Annotated in this window: 13 protein-coding genes; 10 read left to right on the top strand and 3 right to left on the bottom strand. The window is 34.4% G+C overall.

What is annotated here, in order from left to right; genetic code table 11:
- Positions 1-13 precede the first annotated feature (13 nt).
- The 3 genes from NTX22_02025 (at position 14) to NTX22_02015 (ending at position 4,594) form a co-directional block, all read left to right on the top strand.
- The gene (locus NTX22_02025) at positions 14-4,036 is read left to right on the top strand and encodes a T9SS type A sorting domain-containing protein (protein MCX6149284.1); all 4,023 of its coding nucleotides are present in this window, start codon (positions 14-16) and stop codon (positions 4,034-4,036) included.
- 171 nt (positions 4,037-4,207) lie between these two features.
- The gene (locus NTX22_02020) at positions 4,208-4,429 is read left to right on the top strand and encodes a hypothetical protein (protein MCX6149283.1); all 222 of its coding nucleotides are present in this window, start codon (positions 4,208-4,210) and stop codon (positions 4,427-4,429) included.
- Entirely contained in the window at positions 4,430-4,594 is a 165-nt protein-coding gene (locus NTX22_02015; GenBank protein ID MCX6149282.1) for a CBS domain-containing protein, read from the top strand.
- A gap of 7 nt (positions 4,595-4,601) precedes the next feature.
- Here NTX22_02015 and NTX22_02010 read toward each other — a convergent pair whose 3' ends face one another.
- Both NTX22_02010 and NTX22_02005 read right to left on the bottom strand, forming a co-directional pair.
- Positions 4,602-4,985, bottom strand: coding sequence for a hypothetical protein (locus NTX22_02010; GenBank protein MCX6149281.1), 384 nt, complete (start codon positions 4,983-4,985; stop codon positions 4,602-4,604).
- A gap of 141 nt (positions 4,986-5,126) precedes the next feature.
- Complete coding sequence (locus NTX22_02005; protein ID MCX6149280.1) at positions 5,127-6,080, bottom strand: hypothetical protein; 954 nt, start codon at positions 6,078-6,080, stop codon at positions 5,127-5,129.
- A 565-nt stretch (positions 6,081-6,645) separates the two neighbouring features.
- On the opposite strand from NTX22_02005, the gene NTX22_02000 reads away from it, so the two are divergent.
- On the top strand, positions 6,646-7,341 hold the full coding sequence (locus NTX22_02000; protein ID MCX6149279.1) for a hypothetical protein: 696 nt from the start codon (positions 6,646-6,648) through the stop codon (positions 7,339-7,341).
- 353 nt (positions 7,342-7,694) lie between these two features.
- Complete coding sequence (locus NTX22_01995) at positions 7,695-8,798, top strand: serine hydrolase (protein MCX6149278.1); 1,104 nt, start codon at positions 7,695-7,697, stop codon at positions 8,796-8,798.
- A gap of 37 nt (positions 8,799-8,835) precedes the next feature.
- On the opposite strand, the gene NTX22_01990 is transcribed toward NTX22_01995, so the two are convergent.
- Positions 8,836-9,729: a DMT family transporter gene (locus tag NTX22_01990; GenBank protein MCX6149277.1), complete on the bottom strand. Its 894-nt coding sequence runs from the start codon at positions 9,727-9,729 to the stop codon at positions 8,836-8,838.
- Positions 9,730-9,803: 74 nt separating this feature from the next.
- Between NTX22_01990 and NTX22_01985 the strand changes: the two genes are divergently transcribed.
- From NTX22_01985 to NTX22_01965, 5 genes are all read left to right on the top strand, one after another.
- Entirely contained in the window at positions 9,804-11,135 is a 1,332-nt protein-coding gene (locus NTX22_01985) for an MFS transporter (protein MCX6149276.1), read from the top strand.
- A 215-nt stretch (positions 11,136-11,350) separates the two neighbouring features.
- Positions 11,351-12,760, top strand: a complete 1,410-nt coding sequence (locus NTX22_01980) for a citrate transporter (protein MCX6149275.1) — start codon at positions 11,351-11,353, stop codon at positions 12,758-12,760.
- A gap of 39 nt (positions 12,761-12,799) precedes the next feature.
- Complete coding sequence (locus tag NTX22_01975; protein ID MCX6149274.1) at positions 12,800-14,956, top strand: hydantoinase; 2,157 nt, start codon at positions 12,800-12,802, stop codon at positions 14,954-14,956.
- A 78-nt stretch (positions 14,957-15,034) separates the two neighbouring features.
- The gene (locus NTX22_01970; protein MCX6149273.1) at positions 15,035-15,898 is read left to right on the top strand and encodes an FAD-dependent oxidoreductase; all 864 of its coding nucleotides are present in this window, start codon (positions 15,035-15,037) and stop codon (positions 15,896-15,898) included.
- A 167-nt stretch (positions 15,899-16,065) separates the two neighbouring features.
- Entirely contained in the window at positions 16,066-16,761 is a 696-nt protein-coding gene (locus NTX22_01965) for an N-acetylmannosamine-6-phosphate 2-epimerase (GenBank protein ID MCX6149272.1), read from the top strand.
- Positions 16,762-16,764 lie beyond the last annotated feature (3 nt).

Genomic DNA, 16,764 nt, shown 5'->3' with positions numbered 1-16,764 from the left:
ATTTTGCCAAAAAATGATGCTTAATAATAATGATCAACTTTTTTCGCAATCTGATAATCAAAATTTGACTAAAAAGAAAAACAATATTAAAAGAGAAAATTTATTTTCTGAGAAGAAGAAGGTGATAAAAGGTTTTGTGAAAAACGATTCACCAAATAAGTTTGTAGAATATAAAAGATCCTTGATGACAAGAAGCGGTGAAACTAAACCTGGTTACCGCCCTAATTATATTTATGAGGAAGTTGCTAAATCGATACAACAAAAAAAACTTACCAAAGCCACCAATGTTCTCAGTTGGATTGATAGAGGTCCCGGAAATGTAAGCGGTAGAACAAGAGGTTTGATTGTAGATGTATCAGATCCTTCCGGTAATACCTGGTTCGCAGGATCAGTTGGCGGTGGAATTTGGAAAACTACCGATAAAGGTTTTCATTGGGAAAATAAAACTGTAGATTTACCCAACCTTGGAACAACTGTTTTAATTCAATCCCCATCTAATCCCGATATAATTTTCTGCGGAACTGGCGAAGGTTTTTACAATGCCGACGCAGTAAATGGAAGTGGAATTTTTAAATCTACAGATCATGGAAATAGTTGGAATCAACTTTTATCTACTGCAAACTTTGATTTTTATTGTGTTAATAGAATGGCAATCGATCCTACAAATCCTGATGTTGTTTTGGCATGCACTAATGAAGGTCCGAATGGTTCTGTAAATCCACCAAGTATTTACAGATCAACGGATGGCGGGGCAACTTGGACACGAGTGTATCAATCTACATCAAGAGTGCAGGATTTAAAAGCAGATCCGAATAATTTTTTAATTTTGTATGCAGCAATTTATGGTAAAGGAGTAGTTAAATCCACTGATGGAGGATTAACATGGCAAAATTCCAGTGAAGGTTTAAAAGTTGGAGGCAGAGTAGAAATTGCAGTTTCACCTACCGATCCAAACTACATTTATGCAAGCGCAGAATCAGCTGATTCATCTGCATTATTCATTTCAACTGACGCTGCACAGAATTGGCAAACTGTTTATGTTAAAGATGGCACTAGTAAAGATTGGCTAAATGGGCAAGGTTGGTATGATAACACAATTGCTGTGCATCCTTATAAAAAAGGTGTAGTGTTTTTTGCCGGCATTGATGTTTGGAAGGCTGAGGTAGCCCCTTCTCAAACGGCTTTGGGTATTACTAGTGTTGATCAGGAAAACTTAGCTTCATTTATATCTTTTACTAACTGGATAGGATGCTTTAATAATACAGGTGTTGGAATTGGTAAAGATTTTTTCAATTCCAGTCAATTCGATTCAAGCGGATTCCAATTAACTCAAAGCGATTATGTTTCCGTTGAAGTGAGATTTGGAATTGGAGTTTCTCAAAAAGCTCATCGATTTGTGGTTGCAGCAAATGGTGGTTATGAATATAAAGACTTTGTAGTCGTTCCTTTTCAGGTTTGGGATATAACTAATAATAAACAATTAATGGTTTCTTTTAGAGATAATCTAAACGATGGCAAGTTTGACTTAAAATCAGCAAATCAATCCAAGGAATATATTGCTATACATTCTATACTATACAATGCCGATGCTGCAGATCCGCAAGTTGCTTTAACTAACGGAATAATATATAAAAATATTTATGCTATTCATCCATATAAACCATTTGGTACTGTTTGGAATCCAGATAATTTACCAACCTCTACTTTAAGAATTAATTATGGTACTACTCTATTACCGCCTTTGGCAGATTTCTTTAATGTAACAGATGGTTATGGATATTACCAAAAACCATATGTTCATGTCGATCATCATAATCTGGTTATGATTCCAAAGGATGCCCCAACACAAAGTTTTTGGATTTTAAATGGAAATGATGGTGGAGTTGCATTATCAACAAATGGTGGCACTACCTGGCGCGAAGCGCTTTCTGGTGGTTATAATACTACACAATTTTACGGTGCTGATAAAAAACCTTCAGCAAGTGAATACATCGGTGGAACACAGGATAATGGCACCTACCAATCACCTGCTAATGTAAATGCAGACAAATCAACTGCGTATAGATTAGTTATTGGAGGTGATGGTTTTGATGCAATTTGGAATTATAATAATTCTAATTTGCTCGTAGGTTCTTCTCAATACAATAATATTCGACGCAGTTCAGATGGTGGACATAATTGGACTGTTGCAACTAATGGATTAGGTGTTGCTGGATCAGACTCGGGATGTTTTATTTCTAAAATTGCAAATTCCAATACTGATCCCGATATAATTTATACAACCGGTGCTTCTGGTGTTTGGCGATCCGAGAACTTTGGACAGAATTGGTTTAAATGCGGGGTTAAGCAAAGTGACTGGGCATTTAATGGGCTTTCAACTCCGATTGCTATTTCAATTACAGACCCAGGAATTATTTGGGCGGGAACATTTTATTCAAAGGAAAGTAGCAACCTCGTTCTTTCTAAGGATGGAGGAATAGTTTTTAATTTAGTAAGCCCATATTCCGGTGTAACATTAGGAAATATTGCTGGTATAGATACACACCCTACCGATGCAAATACTGCTTATTTAACTTTTGGTATTGCTGATGCACCCAAAATTCTAAGAACAACAAACCTTGGACAATCATGGCAAGATATTACTGGCTTTGGTTCTGGATCAGTTAGTACTAATGGATTTCCGAATGTTGTAACTTATTGTGTTGTTGTTATGCCATTTAATACAAATATAATTTGGGCTGGAACTGAAATTGGATTATTTGAATCGACTGATAATGGTATAAGCTGGCATTACACTAATAATGGATTACCTGCAGTTTGTATTTGGGATATGAAAATTGTTGATGATCAGGTTATACTTGCAACACATGGACGAGGTATTTTTTCTGTTACTCTTAATGAACTTAATGGATATAAACCACCTGTTGTTACTTTATCACCTTTGCTGGTAAATACAGTTGAAGATTTAAACGGAGTTTTAAATTGTGCGGTAAAGTTGCGGTCTGTGTATGATTCTACCCTGGTTTTTATAAATGGAACTAAAAAGATAAAAATATTGAATACATCTGTTGCGGATACTGTAGTTAAATTCCCAGGTTTACTACCCGGAATTATTTCAGTTCAGATTGCTTCTTATAAAAATGAAAAACCCTATCACACCTTTAAAAAGTATGTAATGATTTATGACTATAAACAACCGGTTGTATCGTATGTAAATGATTTTAATTCTAATTCACAGGATTTTTTCGGTAATGATTTTAACATTACGACACTACCAGGTTTTCAATCTTCAGCAATTCATAGTTTACATCCGTACAATACTCAGGTTGATTATTACTATACTTTATTGGTACCAATTACTGTAGCCAATTCAAATGCTTTTATTGAATATGACGATATTGCTATTGTTGAACCTGGAGAAACAGGATCGGTATTTGGGGAAACTCAATTTTATGATTATGTGGTAATAGAAGGCAGCAAAGATGGATTAGACTGGCTTCCCATAGAAGATGGTTACGATTGTAGATTCAATCCAAATTGGCAAAATATCTGGAATTCTAATTTAACTCCAAATTCATCGAACTTCGTTCATCATAAAATTAATCTATTAAACAAATTTAATGGAGGAGATAAAATATTAATCAGGTTAAGGATGTTCTCAGATCCATATATAGTTGGCTGGGGTTGGGCAATGGATAATTTGTCAATTCAAGCTGGTGCTGTTGGTGTAGAAAATGAGAATACAATTCCAACTCAGTTTTCTTTATCACAAAACTACCCCAACCCATTTAATCCAAGTACAAAAATTAAGTACACTGTTCCCTCGTCCCTTTCATTCGTCACTTTGAAAGTGTTTGATGTTCTTGGAAAGGAAGTAGCAACACTTGTTAACAAAGAAATCCCGCTTGGCGGGACTGCTGGAAATTTTGAAGTTGAATTTAATGCTTCGAAATATAATTTATCAAGTGGTTTCTACTTTTATGTTTTGAAATCTGATGGAATAAAAATTTCTAAAAAAATGTGCTTACTTAAATAGCAGATGAAGATTAATATTATTGTAACAGTATTATTGCTTTGCAGTTGGTGATTCCAGCAAGATAATTAAACACTTGATGTTGAAGAAAATTGGAAAGTTATTAGTGAAAAAGACTCAAGTAAATATTTTCTTAATTCTATTTTCTTTGTAGATTCATTATATGGTTTTGCGGTGGGAAGTGTAATACTTAAACCGATGATGGCGGAAAAAGATATTAGCGCATTGAATGTATCTGAAAGTGATGTTATTGTTGGCATTCTTTCGGAACTGGATTACGCAAGGAAAGTCATCTTGCTGGGCAAGTCAACTATAGAAATGACCGTAGATGAAATTATGTCCGAGAATGTTATTTATGTTACTTCGGATCATACCGTAGCAGAATGCACAGCATAAATGACTAATAAGAGAGTTCGCCATTTACCCGTTATGGAGAATAACAAGTTGATTGGAATTCTTTCAATTGGCGATGTAGTGAAAGCAATTATTGATGAAAAAGAATTCGTAATTGAACAGCTTGTAAATTATATAAAAGGAACACCGCCGATTGAAGCAAAATAATTTTACGTTACGGAATAGTAATTCCACGCGATAAAGTTGCTGTTCCTGATGGATATGCGGTTAGTGTATCCCGTATCAGTTCCTTATTATCTGAAAGGATAGTTAAAACAACAAACCCCGTTTCATTGTTTAAAGTAACTTTTAAAAATGTTTTATTGCCGCTTACCCCTTTCTGAGTCCATTTATAACTCCAGCTTGCAGCAACATTTTTTGCTGTAAGCGTATCTCCGTTATAATTAAGATATTTTATTTCTGAGATATTATTAACAATACCGCTTGTTTTATATTCAACATCATACTTTGGTATTTCCGGATCTGTACTTTCTGATTTGCAGGAGAAAAAGCCAATCATAAAAAACAGAAGCAAAATAATACTGGAAAATTTTTTCATAGCAATCCCTAATTTAATTTAGAATAAAAAATTTTGTGCGTTTTAAAAATAATAAAATGGCGGGAAAGATTTTTCACCGCCATTTAAAATGTTTATTCAATTTATGTAATTGAAGCAGAACTAATGCCGAATAAGATTTAACTAATTCGTACGAAAGTTTGGTACCGTATTCTTAACTGCATTTTCCTGGTATTGTGAACTTGATGTAATGTACCTGTGCAAAGGATTTGCGCTTTCACCCGACAGAGATTCATTAATTGCTACTTTACCACTTTTTACAGTAAAAGTAAGGTTAACAATTGGGGACCAATTATTTTTATATTGATCACTTGCATAAACAATTACATCATAATTTCCATCAGTAGCTAAAACTTTTTGCTGGTACTCCTGGTGGTAACCAATTCTTTTACCATATTTCGAGCAATGACCGGGATATGTTTTAAATTTACCCCCTTCATCTTGACCTTCTGTCATTAAAACTTCTCCATTTTTTAAGATCTCAGCCTTCAGCTCACAACTTCTTTCATATTCAGCACTCGATTCCCAAAACCATTTATAATCAGAGGGTCCTTCGAAATAGAAATTAATAATTCCCCCATCCGAGCCTTCGCCACTGTAGAAATAAGCCACTGTTTTCCATGGACCCGTACAATTATAATGGTCTCTTTCTAAATATCTGAGCATAGTAAGTTCAAAATCTGTTTCCCATATGGTTTTTCCGCCTGCTGAAATCTGCAGTTTATAATTCCCGGGAGCAATTTTGGGAAGATTGGGGTAATCACTCTGAGGATGACCTTTGGGACTAAATTTTTTACATCCGGTAATTTTAGCCCAATCACCATCAGAATTTGCATTAAAATCCCAAATGGCAAAAGCAACAGCTTTTCCGGATTTATCCAGTATTGTAGTTTTCAATTCTTCCCCACTTGAAAGTCCTTTACAACTCCAACCTTCCTGAGGATACCATCTTCCGTCTTCATCAACAAAACTTAATATTTTTGTTGTGATGGTACTTAGCGTAGGACCTTTTTGTGCGCTTATAGTAATAGTTAAGAAAACCAGAAATAAACAGAGAGCGGCGATAAATGACTTCACAGCAACCTCCAAGATATTTGGTAAATGTTTTTAAAAAGAGATATTTATATGAAACTGAAATTCATATGCGTTCAAATGTATTATTAGCAATCAAAAATTTCTTTTTAGAATTATTCAATCTCAAATTATAAATCAAACAAAAACTAAATTGACCATACATGTTTCTTAATAAACAATTTTTAAGCTAATCTTTATCATGCCACTAAAATTTTTAAGAAGCTGAATTAAAATTAACTAAAAATTATTTAGCAGGTACTCCCATATTTGTGTCATACCCTTCTTTATTTAAATTTGTAAAAGGTTTTTGAAAAGCTACTCAATCTCGATTCCAAATGAATTTTAGATCAAGTCACACTTTTTTTATGGTTAGAATTTGATTGACTTTAAGTATTAAATTTTTAACATTATTGCCAAGTTTTATAATTGTTTGATATTCAACATCAAACTTTTGAGAGGTACGATGAAGTTTCTAATATTGAGTAAATCTTCCATTTTTAGACAGCACTGCAATGAAAAAACTAATTACTTGTTTATTGCTTTTTTCAATTATACAAAAGGAACAAATATGAAAAACAAACAATCTTTAATTGCAATTATTTTATTTGCAGTTTCATCATTTCTTGCATTCACTTTTGCAGATGATTTCGATAAGGGTTATATAACTGCTTTTGGCTGGGGTTCAATCTGTGTATCTAAAGCAGGTTATCCATCTTTTTCAACCTATAATCCATCTCAATTTGAATTTACAAACGGAAAATTCTATGTTGAAGCTGGTGGGACTATTAATCTTAGAGCTTTTTGTCCCAAGGGTAAAACATATAACGATCTGTTGAAAGAATTTAATTTGAAACATAAAGAGTTCAGCAAGAAGACCGAAGAACTAGTTTACTGGAAAATTTATTCAAGCCACAATTTTGCTGGAAATGTACTATTTACAAAATGGCCTTCCAATCCGGAAGAAATGTTGCACGCAAATAATCCTTTATGTTTTATGACGTACAATACAACAAGTGGTATTAGGGAATGGAATGGTTCCGGTGTAGATTGGGAAGATACCGAAGGCAACGATATGAAAACTGATGTAGGACTTTGGTTATCTAATGCTAAACCTGGTTGGCAGTTATATATTTTACATACCGTTGGCTTTAGAAGAAACTGTCCGGAAAATAAGTTTTGGGATTATGGTCAGGGGAAAGAAGTAGTTCCTATTGCATACGAAATGGCAAAACCGTTTGCAATTACAATTGTTGAGGTAAAATAGTATTTGAGAAGAATAAGAATTACTTTTTTATAATAAAGCTGGTTGTAAAATTTATTTTAGTATTGTTATTGCTTGCCACTTAGAGACACTTAAGCCACATATGACCTGGCCAAAAGTTTTAAGATGATATTGTGGCAATGGCATCTCCAGGTGGAAAGTACTTAGAACCACTCTTAAATTTATAAATGCCATCTCATCTGGGATGGCATTTTTATGTTTTGAAAGCTGGAGAAAATAGACTAACTAGAAAAATGTGTTTAATAAAAAAAACCAAAGTGACCCTTAATTTTCTAGAATATTTTCTTATTCTCTATTGGTGATTTTGCTGGGTATACCAAAATAGGAATACAAATATGAAACAGTTCATTTCAATATTTATTTTATTATTTATGATCACACAAGTTTTTGCGCAAAAAGAAAACAATCATCTGGATTCTCTAATGTCCTCCATCTACCATTCTAATGAACCCGGAGCGGCGATAGCGATAGTTAAGAATGGAAAAGTTATTTTTAGGAAAGGATATGGAGTTACTAACCTTGAATCAAAGAAAGTCATTCGCTCATCAACAAATTTTAATATCTGCTCGCTGACTAAACAGTTTACTGCTTATTGTATTCTAAAATTACAAAGTCATAATAAATTATCCTTGGATGATAAATTAAATAAGTATTTCCCGGATTTTAATTCCAAAGTAGCTGGTTCTGTAACCATTCGCCACTTGTTAACGCATAGTTCTGGAATAGTCGATCATTATTCTTTTGTTGATAAAAAACAATACAAAGAGTTCTGGGACAAGGATGTATTGAGAGCTGTAAAATCTGTCGATTCAAGTTATTTCCCCGCTGGATCTAAATATCGTTATAGCAACACAGCATTTTGCCTGCTTGCATTAATTATTGAAAACGTCTCCAGAAAAACTTACCCTGATTTTATTCTTGAGAACATTTTTAATCCATTAAAAATGAAAAAGAGTGCTGTAATAAAACCCGAATTTAATATTTCAGATCGGGCTATTGGTTATGAATTTGAAAAAGATAGTTTTAAGATTTCTGACGCTAAGGAGAGTTTGTTCTTTTCCACAATGGGCGATGGCGGGATTTATACTTCCATTGATGATTATCTTAAATGGTTAATGGCAATTTTAAAAGGGAGAGTGTTAAATCCATCTTTAGTAAAAGAAGCACGATCAACTCAGTTTCCAATTGATATTTTACGGAAAATTTCTTATGGATTTGGTTGGTTTATCGGTGGTTCCGCTGATAGTAAAGTCGTTTATCATACAGGTTCAAACGGTGGATTCAGATCAATTGTATTTACTGTTCCATCTAAAAAATATTCAGTAGTTATTTTTTCAAATAGAACTGGAATTGACCTTGAGGATCTTGTTCGGGAAATAAATAAAATCTATAATATTGATGATAAAGCTTTTATTAAACTGGATTCGCTTATATCATGATTAATTTGTGAGATTTTTTATCTGGCATTAAATAAATTTATTTCCTCTTTATCTGCACAGCAAATGCTCCACAAGCAGCAAAGATTAGTCCGACTATTTCTTTCGTATCCAAAGTTTCTCCCAGGAAAATCCAGGCAAGAATTGCAATTTGTATTAGCATCGTATTGTTAATTATACTTGATTCTGCTGCGGTGAGTGTTCGTAATGTATGATTCCAGATTGTAAATGCAATTGCCGTATTAATTATCGCCAGCCATATTATTATTAACCAGGAATTCAAACCTAAAGCTGGAAATCCCTGTAATGATATTCCTGTAATCAATAGCAATATTGCCCCAACACCCATACTTAAGACGGTTATTGTAAGCGGACGAAGATTCCCCTTTCTATTAAGACTTCTTCCCAGAACTGATGATAATGCATTTGCAAAAACTCCAATTAAGACTATTAATAATCCAATCCACTCACTTTGAGGAAAGCTGACTGGAATAAAATAAATTACTGCACCAATTGTAAATAAAATTATTCCAATCCACTGAACCAATGAAGGCTTTTCACCTAAAAATAAGATTCCAATTGCAGCTACAATAATAGTGGTAAAGTTTAGCATTAAGGTAACCGTAACTGAGGGAAGATAAAATAGTCCAAGGAATTGTGAACCTTGAGTGATAAAATAAAATAGAATTCCAAGTAAAAATATTTTGAAAAAATCATTTAGATTAATTTTTCCAATCTCGCCCTTAAAATTTTTTGAAAAGACGAATACCGGAACAAGGCAAACAAAAGCAATTGTGTATCTTAATCCTGCAAAAGTTATAGCCGGAATATTTTTCAATCCAATTTTAATTAGTACCCAAGAAGTTGACCAGAGGAAAGTAACGAAAACTGCCAGAAGTGCAGATTTGAAATGAGAGCCGTTTTTATTTATCAAATTAAATAGATTTAATGAATTGTTTTGTATATTTGCCCTTCAAAAATATATACGAAAACAGAGACAACCAAACCATGCAAAAGGAATATAAATTAAGTTGGAAATTTCCACGAGCATTCTGGACTTCTAACATTGTTGAGTTATTCGAGCGTTCAGCTTACTATGCAGTTTTCATAGCAATTACATTATACCTTACGCGCATAGTTGGTTATAATGATATTTGGGCTGCTTGGATTGGCGGAGTTTTTTCAGCCGGGTTATATTTTCTTCCGATGTTCACAGGTGCATTTGCTGATAAGATTGGATTTAGAAAAGCAATTATACTTGCATTCTCTCTGTTAACCATTGGTTATTTTACTTTAGGTGCACTTCCCTATAAACCAACAGTTTTACCTGCATTAGTAATTCTAATGTTTGGTGGTTCGTTTATTAAATCCATAATTACCGGTACTGTTGCCAAAACAACTTCAGAACAAAACCGTGCGCGTGGTTATTCTATCTTTTACGGTATGGTAAACGTGGGGTCATTTCTTGGAAAAACTTTTGCTTATCCGTTACGATTGGAATGGGGCATTGAATCAATTAATTTTTATTCTGCATGTATGACCTTCATCGCTTTGATTGTAGTGGTAATTTTTTATAAGAATGTTGATATTCATGGCGAGGGTAAATCAATAAAGCAAGTGTTAGATGGATTCGTTCGCGTATTAAAAAATGGAAGGTTGTTAACATTAATTCTAATTATAACCGGGTTCTGGATTATTCAATACCAGCTTTACGCAACAATGCCAAAATATGTTTTAAGAACAATCGGAGAGCATGCCTCCCCGGAATGGATAGCAAATGTTAATCCGTTTATTGTGATGACAACAGTTGTGCTTATTACTTCATTGATGAGCAAGGTAAAAGCAATTACTTCTATGACGGTGGGAATGTTCTTAATGCCCTTTTCTGCATTGATGATGGCTTCCAGTTATTTATTGGAATCGGTTGCAGGTACGCAGGTTTCCGTGTTTGGAATATTCACTGCACATCCAATTACAATAATGATGATTATAGGAATAGTTTTCCAGGGATTAGCGGAATGCTTTATTTCACCGCGTTACTTGGAATTCTTTTCTCTTCAGGCTCCAAAAGGAGAGGAAGGATTATACTTAGGTTTCAGCCATCTTCATTCGTTCTTTTCATCAATTCTTGGCTTTGGAATTTCCGGATATTTATTAACCGCTTATGCACCAGACCCCAATACTCTTTCTCCTGAACAATTAAAGACAGCTTATGATCATTCTTACTACATTTGGTTTTATTTTGCTGCAATTGGTGTAACAGCCGCCATTGCATTGGTTATTTATAATAAAGTTACCAGTACCATTGATAAGAGGAGAGGATTTTCGACTGTTGCTTAGTTGTTGCATTTATTAATTGCTGAATGGTTTTTTCTATCCATCAAGTTGGCATCAAACAATAAACGAGACTTTCCAAACTTAATTTCCATTTTCATTTATTATTAAAAGTTGCTAATTTTGTCCAGGTTTTTATACTCATCTAAAGTAATAATTCAATTATGGAAATTTTGCAGCTTATTCTTTTCTTTGTTGTCTTCCTTGTGATGGCAATATCAATGTTTTTACGAAAGATTCCGGCATTAATTGCTCTCCCTATAATGGCGTTTCTAATTGCTCTAATTGGAGGTGTAAAAATTCCTGATATAATTCAATATGTTATTGGGCAAGGTTCTCTAAAACTCTATAATGCTTATACCGTTGCAATGTTCGGTAGCATGCTAAGTGTTATTCTTCAAAAGACAGGTGTTGCAGAAAGTTTTATAAAAAAAGGTGCTGAACTTTCTGGTGATAACCCGTGGATAATTGCAGTTATTATGCTTGTGCTTATTACTCTTCTCTTTACAACTCTTGGTGGACTTGGAGCTATCATAATGGTTGCAACTATAGTTCTTCCAATTATGGCTTCGGTTGGAATTGGTCCGATGACTATTGTAGGAATCTTTCTTATTGGTTTAAGTATTGGTGGAACACTTAATGTTGGCAACTGGGCTGTTTATGTTAGTGTAATGGGTTTAACTGTCGATCAGATTCGTCCTTTCGCTTTAACAATGTTTGGAATGACCTTCGTTGCAGCATTAATTTATATTACTATTCAGCTTTACAAAGATGGACATGATCTTGATCTTAAAAAAATAATTGTTAGAAGTGTTGTTGTTGTATTGGTTGTTGCCTCGGTTTTTTTATCTTACTTCTATTTGCTGGATTCATATTGGCAAGTTAAAGTTATAGATACTTTATCATTGATTTGGCTTGGACTTAAATGGCTAATAGGCGGAGGAATAGTTTTTCTTTTTCTTCTTAACTTGATAAGACTTTTTATAAAGAAATCAAATGAAGTACACTGGAGCGCATATTTCACTCCGGTTATTCCCCTCTTCCTTATATTAATTTTTAATATTGATTTTATAGCAGCGTTTATAGTTGGATTAGTTTATTGCTTTGTTTCAACTTATCAGAAAGGAAGATTAAATTTATTTGTGCGTTCTATCTTTGAAGGTGGCGGACTTGTAATGCCCGCTGTTGCGCTGATGTTTGGAATTGGTATGCTGCTTAATGCAATTATGGGTCCCGGTGTAAAACTTCCAGACTATCCAGACGGTTGGCCTGTTTTAAATCTTCTTCGTCCTTTGATGTTACAAATTGTTCCAACAAACGCTTTTGCATACATATTAATATTTACCATCGCTGCACCGCTTGCTTTGTACCGCGGACCATTAAATGTCTGGGGAATGGGTTACGGACTTGCTGCGGTATTTCTAGCCAGCGGTTTAAATCCTGGTGCAGTAATGGGATTACTGCTTGCAGTTGGACAGATACAAGGAATAAGCGATCCGACAAATACACACAATGTTTGGCTGGCAAACGAAATGCAGATAGATGTTCAAAAAGTTTTGTGGAATACAATTCCATACACCTGGATACTTGCTTTTCTTGGTCTGACTATTTCAGCAATAATGTTTATGTAATAAAAAAAATTATAAAGAAAACTATCTGATTTTCCTTCTATGCGAAAAATAAAAATAGGAATTGATGTTGGCGGAACATTTACTCACGCAGTTGCGGTTGATATAACGGATTATTCAATCATTGGCAAATCTTGCGTTCCTACCACACATAACGCAAACGAAGGTGTTGCAAAAGGTGTTGTTGACTCGATGAACAATCTTATCGCGCAAACTAAAATAAATCCTGATGAAATTATTCTGATTGCTCACTCAACAACACAAGCTACAAATGCACTGCTTGAAGGTGATGTTGCTGTTGTTGGAGTTGTTGGGATGGGAAAAGGTCTTGAAGGAAAAAGAGCAGAAAAGGAAACCAATCTAAACAACATACAGCTTGCACCTGGAAAAATTCTGCCAATCATTTTTACTTTTATTGATGTAAGCAAAGTGAATTGGAAAAATTCCGTAAACGAAGAATTAAAAAAACTGGTGAATGCCGGGGCAAAAATTATTGTTGCCTCAGAAGCTTTTGGTGTGGATGATCCATCGAATGAAGAATATGTAACTTGTGCCGCAGAAGAAATGGGTTTGATGGCAACCGCTGCAAGTAAAATTTCTAAGTTGTATGGATTAAGAGTACGCACACGGACTGCAATAATCAATGCCAGTATGATGCCTAGAATGCTTGAAACTGCAAACATGACCGAAGAATCTATTCGTAAAAGCGGGATAAAAGCGCCACTAATGGTTATGCGCTCGGACGGCGGTATAATGGACATCAATGAAATGCGAAAGAGACCAATACTTACAATGCTGTCTGGACCGGCTGCCGGAGTTACTGCTGCTTTGATGTACGTAAAAATTTCAGATGGAATTTTCCTGGAAGTTGGCGGAACCTCAACAGATATTTCAGTTATTAAAAATGGAAAGCCGCAGGTTAAAAGCGCACAAATTGGCGGCAATCGGTTGTATCTTCGCACTCTTGATGTGCGCACACTTGGAATTGCCGGCGGATCCATTCCCCGTTTTAATGGAAATAAAATTATTGATGTTGGTCCGCGGAGCGCCCACATTGCAAATCTTGCCTACGAAGCATACTCCGATGATGAAGATTTTTCAGATATTGAATTAGAAAAAATTAAACCGAAAGATGGCGATCCTGATGATTATATGGTTGTTAAGAAAAAAAGCAATCCTGAAAAGAAGTTTACAATTACTCCAACTAGCGCGTCTTACCTTTTGGAGTTAGTAAAAGATGTTGGACACGGATCGGCAAATTTAAAAGCAATTAAATCGTGTTATGAATCGATTGGAAAAATTTTCAACTGTGAAGCGAAAGAAATAGCCAAAGAAGTATTAACTATCTCCGCAGAAAAAATTAAACCTGTAATTAAGCAGCTTGCCCGCGAATATAAACTTGATGATGACTTATTGCAATTTGTTGGTGGAGGCGGTGGCGCTTCTGCACTTGTACCATTTACCGCAAACTATATGAAGGTTCCACATAAAATTGCGCAGAATTGCGAAGTTGTTTCTGCTATTGGTGCTGCGCTGGGAATTATCAGAGATTCAGTTGAACGCAATATTGTAAATCCAACGGAGAATGATATTCTTTCCATGCGGCAGGAAGTAATAAACTCAGTTCAGTCAATGGGCGCCATACCAGAATCGATTGAAGTTACTATTGAGATAGATACCAAGAATAAAAAAGTAATTGCAATTGCAATGGGTTCAAGTGAAATGCGGGCAAGGGATTTGGTTGTAAAAATGTTGACCGATGATGAACTACTTGATGTAGCTGCAATTTCCTTCAAAACGAAAAAGCAGAATTTGAATATCTCAGGACAAACTTCGTTTCTTGCTGCAGTATCATACAACAAAACTGATAAACATTTGTTTGGATTGATAAAACAAAATGTTTTAAATATCAGGGTTGTTGACAAAGAAGGAACAATTAAACTTCAGGTAAATGATTGTTTGACTGAACAAGTCGAAGCGCAAAATGTAAAAAGTAAAATCAAAGATATGATTGCGGACCTAACAACATTTGGCGATGCTGGTGCGCTTGTGCCAGATATCTTTCTGCTTGTTTCTGCCAGGATAATTGATATGACAGGATTAGTGCAAGAATCACAAATTTTATCTTTGGTAGAAATAGAATTGAAAAATACATTGCCGACTGAGCCGGTAGTTGTAATTGCAGCTAGAAAAAAATAGATTTAAACAGATTCAGTACAAATCATATTTACAAAAAAATAAATTTCAGGATGGTATTACTATTATTAGGACTAAAACATGTCGGACAAGATTTACGATCATATAGTTTTTGGTGCCTCGTTATCCGGTATAATAACTTCAATAATAAAAAACCAACAAGGTAAATCTGTTTTATTACTAAACTTTTATGGTTTTACAGGTGGGAGCATTTCTGAGAGCTTAAATTGTCTACAGAAAAAACTTTTGGCAGAAGAACAATCTGTATTTATTGTTGATAGAATTCTAAAGAGAATTATAAATGAAAAACAAGGTTTGCTTTGGGAGGATGAGGAAAATCTTTTTCTAAATCCTGAAGTAGTTAAATATATTCTTCAAAAGGAACTGGAAGAAAATAATATTGAAATACTTTTTCATGTTACACCGTCAAGGCTAAAGATCGAGGAAAATAGAATTCAAGGAATAGAATTTATGGCTAAAGAAGGACTGGTAACTTTTTATGCCGATAATTTTTTCGATGCTTCAGATAATCTTCAACTTGTTACTATCGCAGATCCTGATGCAAGAAAAATTAAGAGATCTCTTGTGAACATTTTTATTTCGGGATTAAAACAGCCAACTTATCCAATTCTTGAAGAAGCAAAAAAAACTCTTATACTAAATGATGGAAGAATCTGGGCATCATTTGAGATTATAAAAGATGATGATTTATCAATTGAGCATTCCGTACAAAGAAAGTTAGATGAAATTTCCAGAGCTCTATTACCAGAGAATGCAAGAGTTCAACTTATACCAGCACAATCATTACCTGAAATCAACAAATCAGTTATTTCATTTTCATTGAAAAACTTATCTTCGACTGAAAATTATTTACACCAATCTTTTTCACCGGAAAAAGAATTGATTAAAGCAAAAGAGTTTGAAATTAAATTATTGCAAAATTAAGATGGTCCCAGTTTAATAGAATAGGCTGCGAGAGGAATCAGTTAATCGGAGATTGTAATAAAAACACTCTGGTTTTCTATTAGTAGATTTTGCCAATTATTTAGATTAATTCCAGTATATTAATTCGGAATCATAAATTCATTATATAAGTAAAAGAATTAAAAAGTATGAAAGAAGTATTAATTAAATTGAAAGGAGGATTAATCGTTTCCTGCCAGTCAGAGGAGATTGATCCTTTCAATTCTCCGGAACAAATTTCTCTGTTTGCAAAAGCTGCTGAGATGGGTGGAGCTGTTGGAATCAGGAGCCAGGGAATTGAGAAAACTAAAAAGATTATCCAGGCAGTCAACATTCCTGTTATTGGATTAGTAAAAACAAAATTCCCGGACAACTCAGTTTGTATAACCTGTTCATTCGATGCAATAGAAGAATTGTTAAATATTGGCTGCAACATAATCGCAATTGATGGAACATTTCGTCTTCGAGAACAAGTAACCGGACCTGAGTTCATAACCGAAGTAAAGAAAAAATTTGATTGTACTGTTATGGCTGATGTTGCCTTGTACGAAGAAGGAATTGCTTGTATTAGTGCTGGCGCAGATTGCCTGTCTACAACTCTAAGTGGCTATACACCAGAAACAATACATCTGCCCAAAGATTTACCCGATTTTGATTTACTTGAAAGATTAGCAAAGGAAAGCCCTATACCGGTAATTGCAGAAGGCAAAATACACTCTCCTGAATTTGCAGCAGAAATGATTAAGAGAGGCGCATGGACAGTAGTTGTTGGAACAGCAATTACAAGCCCACGAATAGTAACTGGTTGGTATGTTGATGCAATTAAAAATTCAATTAAAAAGTAGTTT

The organism is Ignavibacteriales bacterium (assembly GCA_026390815.1).
Taxonomy (GTDB): domain Bacteria; phylum Bacteroidota; class Ignavibacteria; order Ignavibacteriales; family SURF-24; genus JAPLFH01.
Note: the sequence above shows the minus strand (reverse complement) of the source record. Positions and strands in the feature narration are given on the sequence as shown.

What these genes read in the sequence shown, in the direction of transcription:
- NTX22_01970 (MCX6149273.1), top strand. Translation starts at nt 15,035, where the DNA reads ATGTCGGACAAGATTTACGATCATATAGTTTTTGGTGCCTCGTTATCC.
- NTX22_01995 (MCX6149278.1), top strand. Translation starts at nt 7,695, where the DNA reads ATGAAACAGTTCATTTCAATATTTATTTTATTATTTATGATCACACAA.
- NTX22_01975 (MCX6149274.1), top strand. Translation starts at nt 12,800, where the DNA reads ATGCGAAAAATAAAAATAGGAATTGATGTTGGCGGAACATTTACTCAC.
- NTX22_02025 (MCX6149284.1), top strand. Translation starts at nt 14, where the DNA reads ATGATGCTTAATAATAATGATCAACTTTTTTCGCAATCTGATAATCAA.
- NTX22_02010 (MCX6149281.1), bottom strand. Translation starts at nt 4,985, where the DNA reads ATGAAAAAATTTTCCAGTATTATTTTGCTTCTGTTTTTTATGATTGGC.
- NTX22_02015 (MCX6149282.1), top strand. Translation starts at nt 4,430, where the DNA reads ATGACTAATAAGAGAGTTCGCCATTTACCCGTTATGGAGAATAACAAG.
- NTX22_01980 (MCX6149275.1), top strand. Translation starts at nt 11,351, where the DNA reads ATGTTTTTACGAAAGATTCCGGCATTAATTGCTCTCCCTATAATGGCG.
- NTX22_01985 (MCX6149276.1), top strand. Translation starts at nt 9,804, where the DNA reads ATGCAAAAGGAATATAAATTAAGTTGGAAATTTCCACGAGCATTCTGG.
- NTX22_02000 (MCX6149279.1), top strand. Translation starts at nt 6,646, where the DNA reads ATGAAAAACAAACAATCTTTAATTGCAATTATTTTATTTGCAGTTTCA.
- NTX22_01965 (MCX6149272.1), top strand. Translation starts at nt 16,066, where the DNA reads ATGAAAGAAGTATTAATTAAATTGAAAGGAGGATTAATCGTTTCCTGC.